The sequence below is a fragment of the Microtetraspora malaysiensis genome (assembly GCF_050947145.1).
Lineage (GTDB): Bacteria > Actinomycetota > Actinomycetes > Streptosporangiales > Streptosporangiaceae > Microtetraspora_A > Microtetraspora_A malaysiensis.
This window is the reverse complement of sequence record NZ_CP191998.1, coordinates 6,825,040-6,845,006: the sequence shown is the minus strand read 5'-3', so window position 1 is coordinate 6,845,006 and position 19,967 is coordinate 6,825,040. Positions and strand designations below refer to the sequence as shown.

Here is a 19,967-nt window from a genome sequence, read left to right as displayed (position 1 = left end):
AGGTGGGTCATCGCAGGCTCTCGTTCCGGCGTGCGCTCCACACGGCCGGCCCGGCCGCCAGGAGGAGAACGCCGGCGAGCCAGAGGATGCCCTGCAGTGACAGGGCATCGACGATCGCGCCGCCGGCCAGTGCGCCGAGACCGATCGAGAGGTTGAACACCGCCACCCACAGAGCGGAGGCTTCCTCGACCGCTTGCGGTGCGGCCTTGATCATCCAGGTCTGGAGGCTGGTTGAGACCCCGCCGTACGCCAGGCCCCAGACGACGAGCAACGTCACTCCGCCCACAGTGGTGAGACCTGCCACGGGGTAGAGCAGCACGGTCACCCCCAAGGCGGCGGCGATGGACAGGACGGTGCGATGGAGCCGCTTCACCACGGTGGCACCCGCGATGAAGTTTCCCGCGATGCCCGCCATGCCGAATCCGAACAGCAGCGGCCCGATGAGGTGCTCGTCGATGCCGGACAGTTCCTGCAGCACGGGGCTGATGAACGTGTAGGCCGAGAAATGGCCGGTAACGATCAGGAAGGTCGCCAGGATGCCGACCCGGACACCCTGGTTGCTGAACTGGCCGACCAGCCGCCGCAGGCCGACGGGCTGAGCGGCGGTCAACGGTGGCAGCACAGCCAGCAAGGCGACCAGCACGGCAAGCGCGAGGGCGCTCAGCGCGCCGAACGCGATCCGCCAGCTCGCCAGCTCGCCGATCATCGTGCCGATGGGGACGCCGAAGACGTTCGCGGCCCCGACGCCGCCGAAGATGATCGCGGTGGCCTGCGGCACGCGCGAGGGCGGGACGAGCCGCACGGCCAGACCGCCGGCGATGGCCCAGAACCCGCCGATCGCCACCCCGGCCAGCACGCGGGCGGTGATCAGGAGCGGATAGTTCGGGGTCAGGGCGGAGGCCAGGTTGGCGAGCGTCATGAGTGCCATCAAGGTGACGAGCAAGAGCCTGCGGTCCATCCTGCCGACGAGCATCGGCACCACCGGCGCCGCGACGGCGGCGACGATGCTGGGGACCGTGACCATCAGCCCTGCCGCGCCCTCCGACACCGACAGTGCCGATCCAACGGGGGTGAGCAGCCCGATGGGGAGCTGCTCGGCCGTCACCAGGAGAAATGTGCCAAGGGCCACGGCGGACACCGCGATCCAATGTTTCCTCGCTGACGTGTCTCGCTCGGTCATCGTGGGGCCCGTTGTCGTCACGTCGAATCTCCCTTGTCTCATTAGGGAGCGATCGCTCCCTAACGGCGGCACACCCTAATACGGGAGCGATCGCTCCACAACGTTGGTAGGGTGGCGACCATGGCACGACCCAGGGAGTTCGACGAGCAGGACGTGATCGCCAAGGCGACTCAGCTGTTCTGGTGTCGTGGCTACAACGCCACGTCCGTCCGCGATCTGGGCGCCGAACTCGGGCTCCAGCAAAGCAGCCTCTATCGGGCTTTCAGCGACAAACACACACTGTTCCTGCGGGCGCTGGACCACTATCGGGCGACCGAGTCCACCCAAGCCCAAGAGCAGCTCGACGCCCCGGGCCCCAGCCTCGAGGTCCTGCGGGAATGGCTGGTCTGGATGGTCGGCCACGAGTCCGGCCGCGGCTGCTTCGTGGTCAACACGGCCACCGAGCTCGGCGCCGCCGACCCCGAAGTCCGGCAGAGGACCGAGGCCGCGTTCGAAGTCACTCAGAAGACTCTGGCGTCGCTACTGCGCCGCGGCATCCGCGACGGCGACCTGCCCGCCACGCTGGACGTCGACGCCGCGGTGGAGTCGCTGTTCACGACGGTGCTGGGGCTGCGCGTGCGCGAACGCGCCGGGCACGATCCCCAGCGGCTGGCCACGGCTATCGACTTCACGATCAAAACGCTCGCGGCGTCCGCGATCTGATCGCATGTCGCCACCAGGGCGAAGGCGATGCGAACGGAGATCGGCTAGGGGTTCGACGGCGGCTTCCAAGGAACCGGGGCCCCTCGAATCGGCCCGGTCGCCGCTCGGCGATCAGCTCGGTCGCGGCCTGGTGCACCGCGGCTCGGACGCGGGCGCTGCGTCCGCCGGGTCGTTTGGCGCGCTGCTGTTCCACCATGCCGGCCAACCGAGCCAACCGCGTTCAAGTGCTCGCGCATTGTTGAGGTAGTGTCCGCCCTGCCGATGACCGCCACCGGGAAGATCCTGAAGCGCGAGCTCGCCCACCCGCCCCCCGCCAGACTCGACCTCAGAAGGCGGAACATGCCGAACTTCTCCGACTTCAACCTGAACATCTACCTGAACGGCTTGAACGGCGAGAAGCCGAGGTATCCGGTCACCTGCGGCGATCTCGAGGCGCTCGCGGCGGAGAAGCTCGACCCGGTCCTCTACGACTACGTCGCCGGCGGCGCCGGCGACGAGGCGACCCAGCGCGGCAACGTCACCGCGTTCGAGCGCTGGGGCATCGTGCCGCGAATGCTCTCCGGCGCCGCCGAGCGCGACCTGTCCGTCGAGCTGTTCGGTCGTCGCTACCCGACGCCGCTGATGATGGCGCCGATCGGAGTAGTCGGCATCATGCATGAGAGCCGGCACGGCGACCTCGAAGTGGCGAAGGCGGCGGCCGCGACCGGCGTCCCCATGGTCGCCTCCACGCTCACCCAGGACCCGATGGAGGACGTGGCAGCCGCACTGGGCGACACCCCGGGCTTTTACCAGCTCTACACGCCCAATGATCGCGAGCTCGCGGAGAGTTTCGTGCGCCGGGCCGAGGCCGCCGGGTACGCCGGCATCGTGGTCACGCTCGACACCTGGTCCCTGGGCTGGCGCCCGCGCGACCTCCGGCACGCCTCGATGCCCCAGCTGCAGGGACTGTGCCTGGCCAACTACTTCAGCGACCCTGTGTTCCGGAGCCGGCTGGAGAAGACGCCGGAGAAGGACCCCGCCGCCGCGACGTTCGCCTGGGCCTTCACGTTCGGCAATCCGGCCCTGTCCTGGGACGACCTGGCCTGGCTGCGCGGCCTCACCGGCTTGCCGCTGCTCCTCAAAGGCATCTGCCACCCCGACGACGTACGTCGGGCGCGCGACGGTGGCGTCGACGGCATCTACTGCTCCAACCACGGCGGTCGGCAGGCGGCCAGCGCGCCCGCGCTCGATTTCCTGCCCGCCGTCGTCGCCGCGGCCGAGGGCATGCCGGTCATCTTCGACTCAGGCGTGCGTACCGGCGTCGACGTGGTCAGGGCCCTGGCGCTGGGTGCCACCGCGGTCGCGGTCGGCCGCCCCTACGGCTGGGGCATCACGCTGGGCGGTGCCGCGGGCGCGGAGCACGTGCTGCGCTGCCTGCTCGCCGAGGCCGACCTGACGATGGGACTCAACGGCTACCGGTCGATCGCCGACCTGAGCCCCGACGTACTGGTGCGGGTGCCCTGACCGAGCAGTCTGCGTCCCCGAGCGTGGACGTGCGTGGCGTCGTGAAATGAGGGATATCGGCACCGCGCCTGGGACACCTGGGCAGGCACCGTCGAGTTCGCGATCCCGAAGCCGCGGCGGGGCTGGCACTTCCGTACTCGTTGGGTCGATCCACGAGTACCACTGAGCCGCGTAGACGCTTCGAAGAACGTGCGACTCTGGCCGAGCTGGATCCGCCCCTCTTGAGTTAGCTGTCTGACTCACTATAGACACGGACCTGTTCTGGTGGCTATGGTCTCCAATCAAGTCAGTCAGTCAGCTAACTAACTCAGGAGCGAGTTTCATGATCGTTGTAACCGGCGCCACCGGCAAAGTCGGGCACGAGCTGGTCCGCCTGCTCAGCGAGGCGGGGGAGCAGGTGACCGCGCTCTCCCGGCAGCCGGCGCCGCTTCCGGAGGGGGTCCGGCACAGCGCGGCCGACCTGGCCGAGCCCGCCGGCCTGAAGGCGGCCTTCGACGGGGCCGACGCGTTGTTCCTGCTCGTCGCGGGGGAGGAGCCGCAGGCCATCCTCGACATGGCCAAGGCGGGCGGGATACGGCGAGTGGTGTTGCTGTCCTCCCAAGGCGCGGGAACCCGGCCGCAGGCTTACCGCCACGCCGCCGCCTTCGAGGACGCCGTCCACGGCTCGGGGCTGGACTGGACGATCCTGCGGCCGGGCGGTTTCACCTCCAATGCCTTCGCCTGGGCGGAGCAGATTCGCGCGGACCGTACGGCCGCCGCCCCATTCGGCGATGTCGGGCTGCCGACCATCGATCCGGCCGACATCGCCGAGGTCGCGGCAGTGATCCTGCGAGAAGCCGGACATGCCGGACGTACGTATGAGCTCACCGGCCCGGAGCTGGTCACCCCGCGCGAGCGTGCCGCGATGATCGGGGAGGCGTTGGGCGCGCCGGTGCGATTCGTCGAGCAGACTCGCGAGGAGGCACGCACGCAGATGCTGCAGTTCATGCCCGAACCGATCGCGGAAGGCACCTTGGCCATCCTGGGCGAGCCGACCGCCGCCGAGCAGAAGGTCAGCCCGGACGTGCAGCGGATCCTCGGCCGCGCGCCCCGCACCTTCGCCGACTGGGCGGCGCGGAACATCGCCGCCTTCCGATGATCGGTCTGCCGAACTCGGCGGAGGCGTTCCTGGACGAATCGCACGTGGCCACCCTGACCACGTTGCGACCGGACGGCTCCCCACACCTGGTGGCGGTGCGCTTCACCTGGGACGGCGCCGCGGCTCTGGTCCGAGTCCTGACCGTCGCCTCCTCACGCAAGGCCCGTAACGTGGCCGTCCGCCCGGGCGGACGTGCCGCGCTCTGTCAAGCCGAGGGATTTCGCTGGGTCACCCTCGAAGGCGCCGCCACGTTGTCCAGCGATCCGCGGAGGGTAGCCGAGGCCGCCCGCCGCTACACCCGGCGCTACGGTTCACCGCCTCCCGACCCGCCGGGCCGGGTCGTGCTTGAGATCGCGGTGGACCGAACGATGAAACTCAACACGTGAACGGATTTTCGTTATGCCTGTCCAGCATGTGCTCGACTCCACGATGTTCTATCGAGAGCTCGGCGCCGGGACGCCGATGGTCTTCCTGCACGGCAACCCGACCTCCTCCCACCTGTGGCGGCATGTCCTGCCCGCCGTCGGCTCAGGCCGGCGTCTGGCTCCCGACCTGATCGGCATGGGGGAGTCGGGGAAACCCGCCATCGACTACACCTTCGCCGACCATGCCCGCTACCTGGACGCCTGGTTCGGCGCCCTCGAACTCGACGACGTGGTGCTCATCGGCCACGACTGGGGAGGCGCCCTGGCCTTCGACTGGGCCGCCCGTCACCCCGGCCGGGTGCGTGGCATCGCCTTCACCGAGACCATCGTCAAGCCGATGTCCTGGGAGGAGTTCCCCGAGGGCGGTCGTCAGATGTTCCAGGCGATCAAGGCCGACGGCGTGGGGGAGGCCATGATCCTCGACGAGAACGCCTTCATCGAGCAGGCCCTGCCTGGCACTGTCGCCAAGCCGCTCACCGAGGAGGACTTCGCGGCGTACCGCCGGCCGTACCCCACCAGGGAAAGCCGCCTGCCGCTGCTGCAGTGGCCGCGGTCGATGCCGCTGGGCGGGGACCCCGCCGACGTCGTCGCCAGAGTCGAGGCCTACGACCAGTGGCTGGCCACCAGCGCCGAGGTGCCGAAGCTGCTGGTCACCTTCCGGCCCGGCCCCGGCACCATGATGGGCCCCGAGCTGATCGAGTGGTGCGCGGACAACATCGCCGGCATTGAGATCTCACGATATGAGGCGATCGCCGGTCACCACACTCCGGAGGATCAGCCCCAGGCCATCGCGTCGGCCGTCGCCGACTGGGCGGACAAACACCGGCTCCGTTGATCTACCGGCCCGCCGCGGCGCCTGGACGGCTGCGGCAGGGTGCGGTTATGCGCCGATCAGGCTTGGTCGACCGGGAAGGAGAAGTAAAGCCACTCGTTGTAAAAGGACCCGAAGTGGTCCTGCCAGTCGGCCCGTACGGACGCGAGCCACTCATCGTTTTCGCCGGCGAGCGCCGCTTCGGCCTGGGCCACGGCGGTGGGGATGTCGTGGGCGACCAGATCGCGTACCTCCTGCTCGGGATCATTGCCGCCGAGCGAGATGATCTCCCCTGTCTCCAGCAGAAAGAACTTTCCCCGCTGCTTGTCCAGGTGGGCCATGGTCTTGTCAACGCATGCGGTGAAGTCACGGTCCGCGAGCCCCTGGCCCACCACCCGCAGGAGGTCGCCGAGCAGGCTCGCGCCACCGGCGAAATCCGCGGCGATGCCGATGCGCGGGTTCCAGATCATGGACGGAACGACGGCCGTCTCACGCCCGACCAGCAACTTGTGCGCGAGCGGGATGCTCCAATTGTGCTCAGAGATGCACCGGACCGGCTTCGGAATGTCTTCCACGCTGGGCAGCGAGTCCGCGGAGTAAAGGTAGGAGCGGTTAGCCATGGCGGCGACCATAACAGCGCCGGCCGACAAGAAACGCGCCGTCCCGGCGCCCGGCCGTGGCCGGCAGGGGGTTCCCGGGATCCGGTGGCGGACCCCACCTGTGTGCCCTCCTGCACGAACCTGCCAGGGACGGACACCTGGCTTGATGTCCGTACCATTCCGGCCTCAACTTCGGAACGGGCCGGCAGCACCGCGCCTGCGAACATCTGCCGCAGCGGATCAACGGCGGATGCCGGTGGTCCGCTGCTGTCTCGTGCGGGGCGCGCTCCGTCGTCAGCGGTCACCCTGCGGTTTGCGCCATGTCATGATCGCGGTCGCCGGAAGATGCTCGGCGAAGCCTTTGTCGGGTGATGCTTCCTGCAAGAGTGCCCGCAGGTCCTGTTCGAAATCCGCCAGCCTTTCTCCGAAAAGGTGTGGGGCGGAGTCGGATCGAGAGAAAACCCACGCTATGACGTCGTCCACGGATCGTTCGACCAGCTGTCCGGCCGGAACAGTGTGCCGTTGGAAGTTCTCGAATCCTGCCCGCGCGAGGACCAGGTCCTCCCTGCCCGGCGTGCCATTGGGAAGTGTTCCCTGGCCCGCACGGCGGACCGGGCCGAGATACCGCCGCACCAGTTCACGGATCTCGTCGTACGGCGGAACCGGATGCGAGACCGGTCGCGGCTGCTGGATTGACTCCCCGAACTGGTCCTTGAGTTCGCTCATATGGATGAACGCGCCGCCGGGCTCCAGCATCGAAAGCACGGTCGCGGCGACCCGATCCCGGTCCATCCAGTGGAACGACTGGGCGAACAGCACGGCCCGGAACTCACCCAGACCGGCGGGCAAATCTTCGGCACGGGCGGCCACCCAGCGTGCGTTCGGCACCCCGCGGCGCGCCGCCTGCCGCTCCGCCTCGGTCAGCATGTCCTGGTCCGGGTCGAGGCCGACCACCTCGGCGAAGAGCGGTGCCAGCGCAAGGGACACGATCCCCGGACCGCAGCCGACATCGAGGAGCCTCCCGCCACCGTCCAGGCCGAGAACCTTGGCCAGGGTCTCGACGAAGCCCGGAGCGTACGGAAGACGCCCGCGCTCGTAATAGGCGGAAGCGCCCTTGAAGAGGGAACCGTCCCACTGCCATCCATCAATCACGTTGGGTTCACTCCACGAAATGGCGAAGCCGTAAGGCGGACATGGCCACCGTCGGCAGTTTCTGATTCAGGTGTTCGGTCGAATCGCCGTCCTTGACGCCACTGATGGAGGCTCGCCACTCGGCAGGACGGAAAAGCAGCTCGGGACTCTTGCAGTCACGGATCGCGACGATGTCCGGAAGGTTCCCGGCGACCTTCACACGTTAGCCGCCATTCCCGCCGGAGCGTGACGAATTTCTGCCGGAGTACCGCTCGCGCGCAACTACGAGGCCGCTGTCACGGCCGCAGGACGGCCTTGATGACTCCGTCGGCGCGCTGGTCGAAGGCCCGGTACAAGCCGGGCGCGTCATCGAGCCTGCCGTGATGGGTGACCACCACGCTGGGACGGGCCCGGCCGGACAACACGAGATCACGCAGCAACACCGTGTAGCGACGATCATGCGTGCGGCCGAACCTCGCCGAAACCCCCTTGGAGAAGAAGGTCGCCCACGGCGCCGTCAGGCGGCCGTCGGCGTGCCCCTCGGGGGCCGGGTGCAGGTCCTTCTCGGCGTAGACACCGATGATGCCCAGATGCCCGGTCGGGTTGATCAGCCTGGCGAGATCGGAAACGACCTGCGTCGGGTTCTCCGCTCCGGGGGTCAGGCGGTCGTGGGCCTGGAATCCCACCGCGTCGATGCCCACCTGGACCCCGCTCATCGCCGTCTCGCCGGGCGCCAGGCCGCCGGCCCGGCGTAGCTCGCGAATCTGGTCGACCGGATCCCCCTGCCGGTAGTCGACGGGAACGGCACCGATTTCGCCGGCCTTGTCCAGCCGTTCGGGTACCGCGTCGACGACGTAGACCTCGGCGGCACCCTTCAGCAGGGAACTGTAAGCCGCGAGCAGGCCGATGGTCCCCGCGCCGAACACCGCGACCGTCGCGCCCGCGGTCACCTCGCCCAACACGGTCGCGTGCCAGCCCGTCACGAACGCGTCGGCCAGCAACACCAGATCGTCTTCATGGGCGTCGCCCGGTTCCCCGGGCACCGGGACGCAGTTGGCGTCAGCGAAGGGCACCCTCAGCAGCTCGGCCTGCGCGCCGCGGTACGGACCCATGCCCGCGTAGCCGTAGGCCGCGCCGAAGCCGCCGGGGCGCACTCGCAGGCAGGCGGCGGACAGCCCCCGCGCGCAGTTGACGCACACCCCGCAATACACATGGGTCGGGATCACCACCCGGTCCCCGGGCTTGACCATCTCGACCGCCGAACCGGCCCGCTCGACGATCCCGAGAGGCTCGTGCCCCAGGACCAGCCCTCGGGTGGCTCCTGTGCGCCCGTCGTACATGTGCAGATCGGTCCCGCAGATCGCGCTCGAGGTGACCCTGACGACGACGTCTTCGGGTTCCTCCAGCACCGCGTCGGGGACGTCCTCGACCGCGACGGAGCGGGTGCCGGCGAAGACGACCGCCTTCATGCCGGCCCCTCACCGGTTGTCGTCATCCGAACCTCCACCGTTTCCCCTGGTGGTCGCGTCGCACGCCGATCCCCGGCATCCGTGGTGACGCTCCCTTGGGTGTCACTCACCGCTGTACCCACTCTTGGGCGTCAACAGGTGACTCCAACGCGGGCTCCAGGCCCATGCGAGCCGACAGGCGGTCGGCGGCCGCCATCAACTGAGGCGGGGTAGGGCGACGGGTCACCATGAAGAGGGTGAGCCTGCCCGGAACGGCCACCGTCGAGACCTGCTCCTCCCGCTCGGCGTACGAGATGCCCATCCCGCGGGGCAGGACGATCGGGCAGCGAAGCAGGCGGCCCATCCGTACGGCCGTTTCCGCCGTGGCCGCCGTACGGGGCCGGGCGCCCAGCTCCGAGAGCCGCCGGTGCAGCGTGGCGGTGGACGCGTCGTAGGTGTACGCGACCACATCGAGCCCGGCGAACGGCTTGCGCCCGGAGCCGAGCGGCACGCCCGGTGGGATGAGGACGGCGAGCCGATCGCGGGCCACGGGCAACGCCCCGACCGTACTGGGCAACCGCATCTGATCGGCGATCGCGACGAAGGCCACGTCCAATGAACCCTCGCCGACCCACTCGACCAGCCGATCGCCGTGGTCGGTGACCTGGTGCACCGTCACGTCGCCCAGTAGTCCCTCCAACGCCGGAAACAGCCACGGGGCGAGGCTGCCGAACGTGCCGACGGTGAGGGTGCCCGCGCGCGCCGCCGCCCGGGTCCGATCGAAGATCGCCTCCAAGTGCTCGAGGACGTGGGCCGCCTCCGCGGCGAGCGCCCGCCCGGCCGGCGTCGGTCGTGCTCCGGTCGTGTCCCGGTCGAAGAGTCGTTCGCCGATCCGCCGCTCCAGCGCGGCCAGCCGATTGCTCGCGGCCGGCTGACTGATGAGCAGTTCCCGCCCGGCCGCGCCGAGCGAGCCGTGCCGGGCGAGCGCCTCGACGAGCCGCAGATCCTCGACCGTGGGTAATGACCTCATAAGTCCACGTTATGAGCCGACAGGGCAATCCGCGACCTACCCGGGAATCCCACCTGATTTCAGGATTGGCTCCATGACCGCTCGCCGCGATATCGCCGCCATGCTGATCACAACGTTCCTGACCTGGATGGGACAGCGCACGACCGCCGTGGCGCTCCCTCTCGTCGCTCTCGCCGAGACCGGATCCGCCTGGGCCACCGGGTTGGTCGGCGGGGCTGTCGGGCTGCCCATGCTCACATCGGCGTGGTGGGCCCGGGGACTACGACAACGACTGACGACCGGCCGCGCTCTCGCCGGCGTGCTCGCCGTCCAGGTGGTGGGGTTGCTCGTCGTCCCGATCGGCGCCGCCCTCGGCACCGTCGGCCCGATCCACCTGGCCGCTGCCGGGCTGATCACCGGCTGCGCCACCGCCGTCAGCGCACCGGCCCAGCGGGCACTACTCGCCGACATCTGCGACGGTCTGGGTTCCGGCGTCGCCGCCCGGATGCTCGCCTGGCAGGACTTCGCCCACCGGAGCACGATGATCCTGGCGCCGCCGCTGGCCGGGTGGGCGATCAGCGTCAGCGGTCCGTTCGAGCTGCTCTGGGCGGAGGCGGCGGGCGTCGGCCTCGGCGCGGCCGTACTGCTGACAGTAAGAGGCGATGCGACGGCCACCGCCGGCGGCGAGGTGACGGACGCGCCGGCCCTCCGGCACGTACTGGCCCGTCACCCGGAGGTACGCCGCGCCGTGACCATGTCCGGCGTCGGCGGCCTCGTCTGGTTCGCTTTCACCCTCGGGCTGGCGATCCTCGGCGCCGAGACCGGCCGGCCCGGGCTGCTCATCTCGGCCGGCATGACCGGGTACGGAGTGGGCTCCCTCATCGGCGCGCTCATGGCGCCGACGGTCGTCCCCCGACTGCCGTCACTGGGCACCATGGCCACCGGATGGATCGTCCTCGGGATGGCCTTCGCCGCCCTGCCCGCGGTGACCTCGTCGCTCACGCTGATCGCTTGCCTGGCCGCAGTCGGCGGCTTCGCCATGCCGCTTGGCATCGGAGCGATGAACCGGCTGATCACCGTTCGGACCGACGGCGCGGAACGGCGAGCGGCCTTCGCCGCCGAGAGCCTGGTGCACGACGGGGCAGTGTCACTCGGCCTGCTCGGCGGCGGAGCGATCATCGGACTGGCCGGCGCGGGGCCGACGCTGGTCGTCGCCGGTGTCGCACAAGTCGCCGTCGCGCTCCTCGCCGGACCGTGGATGATCCCAGTACCCGCTCCCCGGGCGCGAGACGACTCCATCAGCCGGCCGGTGGATCGAGACAGCATGACCGTGTGATCGCTCAGGCGTTCTGGCCGCCGAGCAGGACCGTCTCAAGTACCTGGCTCACGTGGTCGGCGGGAGCCGGGTCGACGCGGGGGAGCACGTTCCTCGATGGGCGGCCATGGCCTCTCGCCTGTGGGTCGGCTGCCTGCTCTTCTCGCTCAGCGGCATCGGCGCTGTAGTCGGCGCACTGATGGCCACGCGCATGGCCCGTTGGATCGGCCAGGCCCGGTCGCTGTTGGTCTTCACCTTCGTCGCGGCGCTGGCGGGCCTGCTGGGACCGTTGTGGCTGCTGTTCTCACCCCTGCGGAAGATGCGCGACCTGCCGTCCGGTGACGAGGCGGCTCACCTGGCCGGGCGACCTCTCGCTTCGGAATCTGAGACGTCGTCTCATAGATGAGGCCGCGGTAGCGAACGAGCGCGGCGGCGAAGACCGCCGCTTACCGCAGCCGCCGCCAGGCCTGATCAAGCCTTGTAGTACTCGCGCATGAGACGGGTGGCCCATGCCGGTTGCCGGACCGGGTCGGTGGGCGCGAACTCGACCAGATAGGGCTTGATGTCCAGCACAGGGGTGCCCTCCAGCGCGTCCAGGTCGGCCACATGCAGGTCGCGGCCATCGACGGCCAGCAGCCGGCACACCGAGACACCGAGCCGGTTGGGCCGGTACGGCCCGCGGTGCGCGAAGACACCCACGAGCGGGCCGTCGGGATTCTTGCGCGGCGGCCGGGGGCGGCTCTGCACGTCCGCCTCGTCGATCCGGTCGAACCGGAAGACGATCTCCAGGTGGGAGAACTCCTGCAAGCCCTGCAGGGCCGACGGCTCGAAGCGGTCCTCCAGCCGGATGACGGCCTTGACGTCGTACCAGTTGTCCTCGTACATCTCCGGCCGCCCGCCGAGGACGCGGGCGACGGGGCTCAGGATGGCGTCGTCCATCATGAGTCACCTCGCATGGAGCAGAGCTGGGCGCAGAGGGTGTCGCCGGCCCATCGCTCCCACCGCTCGCGTGTCCACCCCCGCTCGCGGACGAACAGCAGATACAGCTCGGGGCTGAGCAGGCCGTACAGCAGGTCGGCGGCCTCCTCCACGGACATCTCGGCTCGCGCCCCGGGTTTGCCGACAAGCGCCTTGGCCGCGCCCTGCTGGACGACGTACCGGGGATCGATGTCGTGGGGCCACAGCGCGGCGACCTCGGGGTCGCTCGCGCACGCCCCGTCCAGCACCTTGCCGATCGGCGCGACCCGCTCCAGGACCGAGGTCGTGCCCGCGACGTAGGCGCGCAGCATGTCCGGGGCGGTGCCGGCGGCCAGTGCGGTGGTGTACCACGGCCGGTCCATCGTGGCCACCGGCTCGTCATCTCCGGCGATCGTGACGTCGACCAGTTCCTTGAGCAGGGCGCGCTTGTTGCCGAAGACGAAATAGATCGTCTGCACCGCCACGCCGGCCTTGTCCGCGACGTCCTGCAGGTTCGTGGCGCCGTATCCGTCCTGCACGAACAGTTCCAGTGCCGCCGCGAGGATGCGCCGACGCGTCTCCCCGGCTTTCTGTGCTCGTTTGTTCGGCCGCTTGACATCGCTCATGGCTAGAGTCTATCTCTAGATTTGTTCAATAGAAGTCAACTCTAGAGAGAAGGTCCAGCTAATGCCGGTCATCAGCGTCACTCGCTTCCAGGCCGATCCCGCCGACGCCGAGCAGGTTCAGGCCCGGCACGCCGCCCTGGTCACCGCGATCAGAGCCACCCTGCCCGGCCTCACCGAGGCACGCCTCGGCCGGCTGAACGACGAGACGTGGGTCGGCGTCTGGCGCTGGGATTCGGCCGCCAGCCTCCAGGCGGCACGCCAGTCCGCGCCCGGCACCCCCGCCGCCGTCGCGGCGTTCGAGGTGGTCCGCGACGTCACGGCGGAGGACATCGAGGTCCTGGCCGAGATCTGACCGCCTGTCCCGGCCCCGGAACCCGGGGCCGGGATCCCCGATTCAAGGACATGACATGATCGAAATCGACGCGTTGACCAAGGTGTACGGCTCGGCTCAGGTCCGGGCGGTCGACGAGGTGTCGCTGACCGTCCCCGCCGGATCGGTCTTCGGCTTTCTGGGCCCCAACGGGGCCGGCAAGACCACCACCATCAAGATGCTGGCCGGCCTGCTGACCCCCACCTCCGGTCAGGTCCGGCTGGGCGGCTTCGACGTGACCCGGCAGCGCTCGGCCGCGATGGCGCAGTTCGGCGCCGTGCTGGAGGGCTCGCGTAACGTCTACTGGAGCTTGTCGGCCTGGCAGAACCTGATGTACTTCGGCCGGCTCAAGGGCATGCGCAAGGCCCGGGTCGCCGAGCGCGCCCAGGATCTCCTGACGGATCTGGGCCTGTGGGAGCGCCGCCACGACAAGGTGGGCGGCTTCTCCCGGGGCATGCAGCAGAAGGTCGCGATCGCCGTCGCGCTGATCGCCGATCCGCCGATCGTGCTGCTGGACGAGCCGACCCTCGGCCTGGACGTCGAGGCCACCCGCACCGTCAAGAACTGGATCGCCGAGCAGGCCCGCGAGCTCGGCACCACCATCCTGCTCACCACCCACCAGCTGGATGTGGCCGAAGAACTGTGCGACCGGGTGGCCGTCATGCGCCAAGGGAGGCTCGTGGCCGACCTGCCCACGCGGGAACTGCTGGCGCGCTTCCGGGAACGCGACCGGTACGAGATCCGCGTCGAGGGAGCGGCGCCGCCCGGCTTCGACGCCGTCACCCGGGAGGGCGTCACCACGATCAGTGTGCGGGTGAGCGATCCGAGCGAGGTGTATGAGGTGGTTGTGCGGCTGCGCGCACAGGGAGTTGTGCTGGAGTCGCTGACGCAGGTGCAGCCCGATCTGGAGGATGTGTTCCTCGCTCTGGTGAACGAGCCGTCCCATGCGTGAGGTCTTGCGAGCGGAGATCGGCAAAGGCCTGCGGGTTCAGCTCGCTCACCCGGTCGGACATGTGATCACGCTGTTGATCAGCACCATGATGTACCTCGGCCTGCAGTTCGTCCTGGGCCAGGGCGAACTGCGTCAGGACCTGCTGCCGCAAACCCTGGTCGCCATCGGCGGCTACTGGTTCCTGCAGTACGCCGGCCTGGTGATGGTGGCCGACCTCATCGAGGAGAAACGCGCCGGCACCTTCGCCCAATCCCAGATGAGCCCGGCGCCGCCGTGGCTGCCGATGCTCGGCCGGCTGATCACCGCCTCGATCTTCGGACTGGCCGTGGCCGCCGTCGCCGCCCTCGTCCCGATGCTGGCGGCCGGGATCACCATCCCCTTCCGCTGGGCCGCGCTCCTGCCCGCCGCGCTCCTGGGGATCAACGCGCTGGCCTTCACCTTCCTGCTGGCCGGCCTCGCCCTGGTCTCCCCGATGATCGGCGCCCTGCAGTCGCTGTTCACGTCGCTGGTGCTCCTGCTCAACGGCTCGTTCCTGCCGCTGAACCTGTATCCGGACTGGCTCGCCGGAGCGGCCAGAGTCCTGCCCACCACGCTGGGCATCGAGGCGCTCGCTCAGGCGCTGTTCGAGAGCCGAACCCTGACACAGCTCTGGAGCGGCGGCACCCTGCCCTGGCTACTGGCCCACACCCTCGCGCTCACCGCCGTCGCCGGCCTGCTGTTCGTCCGCAACCACCGCCGAGCCCTGGAGTCGTCATGACCTTCGCCCGCGGATTGGCCGCCGAAGTCCGCAAGGGCCTGCTCAACCTGCTCGCCGGATGGCGTGAGGTCCTCATGGAGATGATCACGTTTCCGCTGTTCTACCTGCTCATCGTGCTGTTCATGGGACGCGGGCAGCTGCGTGCGGACCTGCTGCTGCCGGTGCTGCTCGGCATGGTGGCGCTGACCTTCATCCATGAGCAGGTCAACCGGGTGTTCTGGAGCTACCTGGGCGACATCCAGTCCGGCGTGCTGGAACAGACCTACCTGACCCCGCTGCCTTCGGCCGCGAGCATCCTCGGCCGGCAGGTCGCCGCCGTGATCGCGGCCGTACCCACCGCGCTGGCCGTCCTGACCACCGGCGCGGTCGCCATCAGCATCCAGGGCGGGCAACTGCCCTTCGACGCGCAGGTGATCGTACCGCTGGCCGCCATCGTGCTGGGCACCTGCGGGCTGGCGCTGATCCTGTGCGGGCTGACCCTGGTGTTCAAACGCATCGAGATCATCACCCAGCTGTCCGTGGCCCTCTACGCCATCGCCGGCGGCACCCTGGTCCCGCTGGCCGCCCTGCCCGACCCGATCGCCTTCCTCAGCCGGCTGGTCGTCCCCATCGCGCCGGGCATCGAGGCGATGCGCGACATCCTGCTCGGCGGGCACTCCCTGGCCGCACTCCCCACCGGCTGGGGTCTCGGCTGGCTGCTGGCCCAGCCGCTGCTCATCACCGCCGCCGGGGTCATCCTGTTCAACCGGCTCGAACACCTCGCCCGGCACCGCGGCACCCTCGGCCGCTACTAGGCCAAGAACCTGAAGGAAGAGAGCAACCGACGTGAATGTGTTCTTGTGGGTGGCGCAGGCCGTCCTGGCCGCCGTCTTCGGCCTGGCCGGGGTCATGCATTCCACCCTGCCCAAGGAGAGACTGCGCCCCATGCTGCCCTGGGTGGAGGACTTCACCCCGGCCCGGATCCGCCTGATCGGCGTGGTCGAACTTCTCGGCGCCCTCGGTCTGATCCTGCCCGCCGCCACGGGCATCGCCCTGATCCTCACCCCGCTGGCCGCCGTCGGTCTGGCGATCACCATGCTCGGCGCCGCCGTCACCCACGTCCGCCGAAAGGAGCCGGCGGCCGTCGCCGTCAACGCGGTGCTGCTCGCGCTGGCCGTCCTCATCGCCTGGGGCCGCTTCGGCCCGAACGCCTTCTAACGGCTGCCCACCGCGGCGACCTCGTACGGTGCCCAGGCGGTCAGCTCGAACCGCCCTTCCCCGTGCGAGGTGGCGAGCCGCCCGCCCAGGGTCTCGAGCCGGGTGGTCAGATTCCCCACCCCCGCCGAACCAGGACGCCCCTTCACCGAGGCCACCCCGTCATTGCGGACGCGCAGCCGTATCCCCTTCGCCTCCGTCACCGTCGCGATCGCGCAGTGCCGTGCGGAGCTGTGCCTGAGCACGTTGGTGACCGCCTCACGCAGCACCGCGCTCAGCACGGTCTCGGCGTCGGAGGCGAGCGCCTCATGCCCGAGCGACAACGACACCTCGATCCCCGCGGCCGTCAGCACGGAGCGCGCGGACTCCGCCTCGGCGACGAGCTCCAACTCCAGCTGTCCACCGGACACGGCGCGCAGGTCAGCCTTGGCCCCCTCGGCCATCTCCAGAGCCTCGGCGAGCTCCACGCGCGCCCGCGGAGCGTCGAGCCGCCTGGCCAGCTCGCACTTCAGCAAGATTGCCGCCAGGCTGTGCCCGAGCAGGTCGTGCAGGTCGCGGGCGGCGCGCAGCCGCTCTTCGACGACCGCGGTCCTGGCCAGCTCCTCCTTGGCCTCCCGCAACTCCTTCACTACCTGGGCGAGCCTGCTCAGGCTGTAGATGACCAGCCCCGTCACCAGCGTGCTCACCGTGTAGTTGACCACGACGGGCACCGGCAGCCTGAGCAGGAAGCCGATCACCGCCACGCTGGCCATCTCCGCCGCCACCAGGGACAGCCCCCATGCCCACGGGAAGGTGAGCAGCAGTGGCCCGGCCAGGAACCCGGCGATACCCAGCCAGGCCCGGCCGAACAACGCTATCGGCGCGTACGCCAGCGCCGCCATGACCAGCAGTCCCACCGTGTGCCGTCCCCTGAACAAGCTCAGGTGCATGAAGACGATCGCCGCCAGCAGGACGAGGCCGGGGACGAGGAGGTTGGAGGGGGCCTGGAGCAGTGCCTTGGCGCTGAAGCCCACGAGGATCGCGGTCAGGAGGCTGATCGACAGAGCGTAGGCGTGCTCCGTGTCGTACAGGGTGGCGCTCTCTTCGGCCAGCTGCGGGAGCATGGCCTCGACGATGTGGTGGCCCTGGGGTGACAGGCTGGTGGTGAGGGTGCCGCCTGCCTCCGCGAGCCGGGCGGGCAGGTCGCCGAGGAGTTCCTCGCCGGCGTTGGGCACGCCGTCGTTCGTCACGCGGAGCCGTACCTCATGGGCGAGGACGCGGGTCTCGATGGCGCAGAAGGTGGCGCCGCCGTGCCGTACGACCTGGGTCACCGACTCCCGCAACACCGCCGCGAGCAGCGCCCCCGGGGGGCCGAGCGGTTCGGTGTGGCCGATCTGGACCTCGACGGGGACGCCGGCGGCGCTCAGCATCGCCCGAGCCGTGGTGATCTCGGGCGCCAGCGAGGTGGCGCGGTAGCCGGAGGCCGCTGACCTGGCCTCGGCCAGGGCCAGGCGCGCGGTGCCGACAACCTCGGCGATGGACTCGCGGCTGGGATCCTCGGCCGACAACCCCTGGGTGATTCCTGCCAGGGCCCGGCCAAGACCGTCGTTGAGCTGGGCGGCGATGCGCAGCCGTTCCTCCGACACCGCTGTGGCGGCCAGGGCGCGCCTGGTGGCCTGCACCTCGTCGACCTGCTCGATGAGCCGCGTCAGACCATAGATGATCAGCGAGATGAGGATCATGGAGATCGTGGAGTCGAATGATTCACGATCGATGATCGCGGCGCTCACCGCGACGGGAATCGCCAGCGGCCACAGCCGTGTCAGCAGCAGCGAGCCGCCGAGGAAGCCGAGCAGGCCAACCGGCACGTCCAGCCAGGCCGTGGCGGCGTAGGCGATCACGGCCTGGGCGGGAAGGAGACGAGCGGGACGGGAGAGCCGCAGAACGTACGGCAGCTGCATGGCGAACATCGGGGCCGCCAGAAGGACGCCATAGGGGGTGGCTAACGCGTAGATGCTGGAGAATCCGGCGAGCACGGCGACGACGATCCAGCGTGCACGACGCGACACAGCGACCCCCCAGAATCATGACGGATCGCTATGTCACCACATGGGGGCGATATTCCTCACATTGGTGCCGTGGTTTCCGCCCGAACCGAGCCGGCGTGTGTCATGGCCGAGTCATCAGCACTTCCGGTCGCGCGCGGGCAGGTGGCCGGTGACGAGGAAGTCGGTGACGGTCCGGTCGCCGCAGGCGTTGCCGTTGGCGAGGTAGACGCCGTGACCGCCGGAGTTGACGGCGACCATGCGAGCCCGCTGCCCGAACGCCTCGCGCATCTTCAGTGCCCCGCTGTAAGGCGTGGACGGATCGCGCAGATTCTGGATCAGCAGGACGTTGGCCGGGCCGCGCGAGCTGATCCGGGTGGCTTTCTCCGCAGGCTTGAACGGCCAGTACGCGCACGGCCCGAGATTGACCGGCATGCCCGCGGTCAGCGGGTAGACGACCCGGTTGCGCTTGACCTGCTGCTCGTGCCGGGCGATCGAGTTCGGCCATTCAATGTCGTTGCACATCGTGGCACCGGCGTGCGCGGCGGTGTTCTGGAGAGCGGCCTCCTCCGGCTGGTTCGGAGTGGGCAGCTCGGCGCGGTTCAGCGCGGCTTTCATGAGCCCGGCCAGCATCGGGTAATTGGCCGTGGAGTAGAGCGCGTTGAGCAGGGTCTCCCTCAGGAGGTTGCCGGTCAACTGCTGCTCCGGCTTGGCGCCCGGCCACGCCAGCGGCTCGCGGTCCAGCCGGGCGGCGAGATCGAGGAAGGTCCGGCGCACGGCGGCCGCGTCGGCACCGAGGCCGTAGTCGCTGTCGCGCGCCGCCGCCCAGGCTCCGAAGTCGGGGAAGCTGTCCTCCACACCGATGGCGTAGTTGGCCAGCCACTGGCGCGACACCTTGTGCGGATCGGGGTCGTCATTGCTGTCGAGGACCACTCGATCGGTGGTGCCGGGGAACATCGTGGCGTGGACGGCGCCCGCGTAGGTGCCGTACGAGACGCCCCAGTAGGAGATCTTGTCCTCGCCGAGCGCCACGCGGATCCGGTCGATGTCCCTGGCGTGGTTGCGGGTGCTGATGTGCCGGATCAGCGGCCCGCCGTTGCGGGCGCAGGCCTCGGCGATCCGGCGCGACCACGCCGCGTTCTCGGTGATGCCGCCGGCTGCGTCGGGGTACGGCTTGAGCCGCGTGAGGGAGAGGTCGGCGGGCGCGAGCCCACAGGAGACGGGTGAGCTCTTTCCCACGCCACGCGGGTCGAACCCGATGATGTCGTAGCGGTCAAGCACTTCCTGGGGAAGCTTCTTGACCAGGGTGCTCGGACGGTTCAACCCCGGGCTGCCGGGACCGCCCGGGATGATCAGCAACACGCCACGGCGGACCTCGGGGCGAGCCGTCTTGATCCTCGACACCGCCAGCGTGACCGACGGACCGCCGGGGGCGGAGTAGTCCATCGGCACCTCGATCGTCGTGCACTCCTGCCGGGGATCGATGCCCTCGCCGGGCAGGCAGGCGCCCCACTGCGTGACGGCGGCGTGCGCCGGGGCCGCGAGCAGTGCGGTCGTCAGGGCGGCTGCGGACAAGAGGGCGGGGGTTTTCATCAGGATCCTTTCGGTTCTGCGGATGTCCACGACTCTGCCGGGTCGTTGATCGTCGAACCAGAGACCTCATCAGTGATCACCCGTGACCTCGTCATAAAAGCGACAAACGCCCAGAATCCGCACAGCATCCGTAATTCAACGCTTCCCGGTGCGCTCGGCGAGCATCGCGCCGCCGCCTGTCGAAGCAGCCGAGTTCGCTCACCCTCGTGGCCGGCGGCCTGCCCCGCCGCCGA

General features: G+C 69.5%; 22 protein-coding genes. 12 read left to right on the top strand and 10 right to left on the bottom strand.

Features of this window, described 5'->3' with window-relative positions; genetic code table 11:
* Positions 1–7: 7 nt before the first annotated feature.
* A complete protein-coding gene (locus ACQP1V_RS32255) occupies positions 8–1,180 on the bottom strand; it encodes an MFS transporter (protein ID WP_433426034.1) in 1,173 nt (390 codons plus the stop codon).
* A gap of 120 nt (positions 1,181–1,300) precedes the next feature.
* Here ACQP1V_RS32255 and ACQP1V_RS32250 point away from each other — a divergent pair, with 120 nt between their 5' ends.
* The 5 genes from ACQP1V_RS32250 (at position 1,301) to ACQP1V_RS32230 (ending at position 5,783) form a co-directional block, all read left to right on the top strand.
* On the top strand, positions 1,301–1,882 hold the full coding sequence (locus ACQP1V_RS32250; RefSeq protein ID WP_433413820.1) for a TetR/AcrR family transcriptional regulator: 582 nt from the start codon (positions 1,301–1,303) through the stop codon (positions 1,880–1,882).
* A gap of 246 nt (positions 1,883–2,128) precedes the next feature.
* A complete protein-coding gene (locus ACQP1V_RS32245) occupies positions 2,129–3,385 on the top strand; it encodes an alpha-hydroxy-acid oxidizing protein (RefSeq protein WP_433413818.1) in 1,257 nt (418 codons plus the stop codon).
* Between the two features lie 322 nt (positions 3,386–3,707).
* The gene (locus ACQP1V_RS32240; protein WP_433413816.1) at positions 3,708–4,523 is read left to right on the top strand and encodes an NAD(P)H-binding protein; all 816 of its coding nucleotides are present in this window, start codon (positions 3,708–3,710) and stop codon (positions 4,521–4,523) included.
* The gene (locus ACQP1V_RS32235; protein ID WP_433413814.1) at positions 4,520–4,909 is read left to right on the top strand and encodes a pyridoxamine 5'-phosphate oxidase family protein; all 390 of its coding nucleotides are present in this window, start codon (positions 4,520–4,522) and stop codon (positions 4,907–4,909) included. Before ACQP1V_RS32240 ends, ACQP1V_RS32235 begins: the two co-directional genes overlap by 4 nt.
* Positions 4,910–4,922: 13 nt before the next feature.
* Positions 4,923–5,783, top strand: coding sequence for a haloalkane dehalogenase (locus ACQP1V_RS32230; protein ID WP_433413812.1), 861 nt, complete (start codon positions 4,923–4,925; stop codon positions 5,781–5,783).
* A 56-nt stretch (positions 5,784–5,839) separates the two neighbouring features.
* On the opposite strand, the gene ACQP1V_RS32225 is transcribed toward ACQP1V_RS32230, so the two are convergent.
* The 5 genes from ACQP1V_RS32225 to ACQP1V_RS32205 form a co-directional block, all read right to left on the bottom strand.
* Positions 5,840–6,391, bottom strand: coding sequence for a hypothetical protein (locus tag ACQP1V_RS32225; RefSeq protein ID WP_433413810.1), 552 nt, complete (start codon positions 6,389–6,391; stop codon positions 5,840–5,842).
* A 261-nt stretch (positions 6,392–6,652) separates the two neighbouring features.
* Positions 6,653–7,510 (bottom strand): class I SAM-dependent methyltransferase, encoded by an 858-nt coding sequence (locus ACQP1V_RS32220; RefSeq protein WP_433413808.1) that lies wholly within the window; start codon positions 7,508–7,510, stop codon positions 6,653–6,655.
* Positions 7,511–7,517: 7 nt separating this feature from the next.
* Positions 7,518–7,709: a DUF397 domain-containing protein gene (locus tag ACQP1V_RS32215; protein WP_433413806.1), complete on the bottom strand. Its 192-nt coding sequence runs from the start codon at positions 7,707–7,709 to the stop codon at positions 7,518–7,520.
* 76 nt (positions 7,710–7,785) lie between these two features.
* The gene (locus ACQP1V_RS32210) at positions 7,786–8,958 is read right to left on the bottom strand and encodes a glutathione-independent formaldehyde dehydrogenase (protein WP_433413804.1); all 1,173 of its coding nucleotides are present in this window, start codon (positions 8,956–8,958) and stop codon (positions 7,786–7,788) included.
* A 106-nt stretch (positions 8,959–9,064) separates the two neighbouring features.
* A complete protein-coding gene (locus ACQP1V_RS32205) occupies positions 9,065–9,967 on the bottom strand; it encodes a LysR family transcriptional regulator (RefSeq protein ID WP_433413802.1) in 903 nt (300 codons plus the stop codon).
* Between the two features lie 73 nt (positions 9,968–10,040).
* On the opposite strand from ACQP1V_RS32205, the gene ACQP1V_RS32200 reads away from it, so the two are divergent.
* Both ACQP1V_RS32200 and ACQP1V_RS32195 read left to right on the top strand, forming a co-directional pair.
* Positions 10,041–11,282, top strand: a complete 1,242-nt coding sequence (locus ACQP1V_RS32200; RefSeq protein WP_433413800.1) for a hypothetical protein — start codon at positions 10,041–10,043, stop codon at positions 11,280–11,282.
* Between the two features lie 106 nt (positions 11,283–11,388).
* Positions 11,389–11,667, top strand: a complete 279-nt coding sequence (locus tag ACQP1V_RS32195; protein WP_433413798.1) for a hypothetical protein — start codon at positions 11,389–11,391, stop codon at positions 11,665–11,667.
* Positions 11,668–11,732: 65 nt separating this feature from the next.
* On the opposite strand, the gene ACQP1V_RS32190 is transcribed toward ACQP1V_RS32195, so the two are convergent.
* Together ACQP1V_RS32190 and ACQP1V_RS32185 are read right to left on the bottom strand one after the other, a co-directional pair.
* Positions 11,733–12,200 (bottom strand): SAM-dependent methyltransferase, encoded by a 468-nt coding sequence (locus ACQP1V_RS32190; RefSeq protein WP_387410093.1) that lies wholly within the window; start codon positions 12,198–12,200, stop codon positions 11,733–11,735.
* Positions 12,200–12,844 (bottom strand): TetR/AcrR family transcriptional regulator, encoded by a 645-nt coding sequence (locus tag ACQP1V_RS32185; protein ID WP_433413796.1) that lies wholly within the window; start codon positions 12,842–12,844, stop codon positions 12,200–12,202. The genes ACQP1V_RS32190 and ACQP1V_RS32185 overlap by 1 nt, the downstream gene beginning before the upstream one ends.
* Before the next feature lie 61 nt (positions 12,845–12,905).
* Between ACQP1V_RS32185 and ACQP1V_RS32180 the strand changes: the two genes are divergently transcribed.
* The 5 genes from ACQP1V_RS32180 to ACQP1V_RS32160 are packed head-to-tail and all read left to right on the top strand — an operon-like array spanning position 12,906 to position 16,120.
* On the top strand, positions 12,906–13,196 hold the full coding sequence (locus ACQP1V_RS32180; protein WP_067143765.1) for an antibiotic biosynthesis monooxygenase: 291 nt from the start codon (positions 12,906–12,908) through the stop codon (positions 13,194–13,196).
* Between the two features lie 55 nt (positions 13,197–13,251).
* The gene (locus ACQP1V_RS32175; RefSeq protein WP_433413793.1) at positions 13,252–14,166 is read left to right on the top strand and encodes an ATP-binding cassette domain-containing protein; all 915 of its coding nucleotides are present in this window, start codon (positions 13,252–13,254) and stop codon (positions 14,164–14,166) included.
* Positions 14,159–14,923, top strand: coding sequence for an ABC transporter permease (locus ACQP1V_RS32170; RefSeq protein WP_433413791.1), 765 nt, complete (start codon positions 14,159–14,161; stop codon positions 14,921–14,923). Before ACQP1V_RS32175 ends, ACQP1V_RS32170 begins: the two co-directional genes overlap by 8 nt.
* The gene (locus tag ACQP1V_RS32165; protein ID WP_387410086.1) at positions 14,920–15,717 is read left to right on the top strand and encodes an ABC transporter permease; all 798 of its coding nucleotides are present in this window, start codon (positions 14,920–14,922) and stop codon (positions 15,715–15,717) included. Before ACQP1V_RS32170 ends, ACQP1V_RS32165 begins: the two co-directional genes overlap by 4 nt.
* 31 nt (positions 15,718–15,748) lie before the next feature.
* On the top strand, positions 15,749–16,120 hold the full coding sequence (locus ACQP1V_RS32160; protein WP_433413789.1) for a DoxX family protein: 372 nt from the start codon (positions 15,749–15,751) through the stop codon (positions 16,118–16,120).
* On the opposite strand, the gene ACQP1V_RS32155 is transcribed toward ACQP1V_RS32160, so the two are convergent.
* Together ACQP1V_RS32155 and ACQP1V_RS32150 are read right to left on the bottom strand one after the other, a co-directional pair.
* On the bottom strand, positions 16,117–18,165 hold the full coding sequence (locus tag ACQP1V_RS32155; RefSeq protein ID WP_433413788.1) for a sensor histidine kinase: 2,049 nt from the start codon (positions 18,163–18,165) through the stop codon (positions 16,117–16,119). The two genes, ACQP1V_RS32160 and ACQP1V_RS32155, sit on opposite strands and share 4 nt — an antisense overlap.
* A gap of 114 nt (positions 18,166–18,279) precedes the next feature.
* Positions 18,280–19,734 (bottom strand): alpha/beta hydrolase, encoded by a 1,455-nt coding sequence (locus tag ACQP1V_RS32150; protein WP_433413786.1) that lies wholly within the window; start codon positions 19,732–19,734, stop codon positions 18,280–18,282.
* Between the last annotated feature and the right edge of the window lie 233 nt (positions 19,735–19,967).

Bases quoted from the DNA above. Each gene is read 5' to 3' on its own strand.
- ACQP1V_RS32170 (WP_433413791.1), top strand. From the start codon at position 14,159: ATGCGTGAGGTCTTGCGAGCGGAGATCGGCAAAGGCCTGCGGGTTCAG.
- ACQP1V_RS32250 (WP_433413820.1), top strand. From the start codon at position 1,301: ATGGCACGACCCAGGGAGTTCGACGAGCAGGACGTGATCGCCAAGGCG.
- ACQP1V_RS32230 (WP_433413812.1), top strand. From the start codon at position 4,923: ATGCCTGTCCAGCATGTGCTCGACTCCACGATGTTCTATCGAGAGCTC.
- ACQP1V_RS32195 (WP_433413798.1), top strand. From the start codon at position 11,389: ATGGCCTCTCGCCTGTGGGTCGGCTGCCTGCTCTTCTCGCTCAGCGGC.
- ACQP1V_RS32180 (WP_067143765.1), top strand. From the start codon at position 12,906: ATGCCGGTCATCAGCGTCACTCGCTTCCAGGCCGATCCCGCCGACGCC.
- ACQP1V_RS32225 (WP_433413810.1), bottom strand. From the start codon at position 6,391: ATGGTCGCCGCCATGGCTAACCGCTCCTACCTTTACTCCGCGGACTCG.
- ACQP1V_RS32255 (WP_433426034.1), bottom strand. From the start codon at position 1,180: ATGACCGAGCGAGACACGTCAGCGAGGAAACATTGGATCGCGGTGTCC.
- ACQP1V_RS32175 (WP_433413793.1), top strand. From the start codon at position 13,252: ATGATCGAAATCGACGCGTTGACCAAGGTGTACGGCTCGGCTCAGGTC.
- ACQP1V_RS32210 (WP_433413804.1), bottom strand. From the start codon at position 8,958: ATGAAGGCGGTCGTCTTCGCCGGCACCCGCTCCGTCGCGGTCGAGGAC.
- ACQP1V_RS32235 (WP_433413814.1), top strand. From the start codon at position 4,520: ATGATCGGTCTGCCGAACTCGGCGGAGGCGTTCCTGGACGAATCGCAC.
- ACQP1V_RS32240 (WP_433413816.1), top strand. From the start codon at position 3,708: ATGATCGTTGTAACCGGCGCCACCGGCAAAGTCGGGCACGAGCTGGTC.
- ACQP1V_RS32185 (WP_433413796.1), bottom strand. From the start codon at position 12,844: ATGAGCGATGTCAAGCGGCCGAACAAACGAGCACAGAAAGCCGGGGAG.
- ACQP1V_RS32150 (WP_433413786.1), bottom strand. From the start codon at position 19,734: ATGAAAACCCCCGCCCTCTTGTCCGCAGCCGCCCTGACGACCGCACTG.
- ACQP1V_RS32205 (WP_433413802.1), bottom strand. From the start codon at position 9,967: ATGAGGTCATTACCCACGGTCGAGGATCTGCGGCTCGTCGAGGCGCTC.
- ACQP1V_RS32200 (WP_433413800.1), top strand. From the start codon at position 10,041: ATGACCGCTCGCCGCGATATCGCCGCCATGCTGATCACAACGTTCCTG.
- ACQP1V_RS32190 (WP_387410093.1), bottom strand. From the start codon at position 12,200: ATGGACGACGCCATCCTGAGCCCCGTCGCCCGCGTCCTCGGCGGGCGG.
- ACQP1V_RS32165 (WP_387410086.1), top strand. From the start codon at position 14,920: ATGACCTTCGCCCGCGGATTGGCCGCCGAAGTCCGCAAGGGCCTGCTC.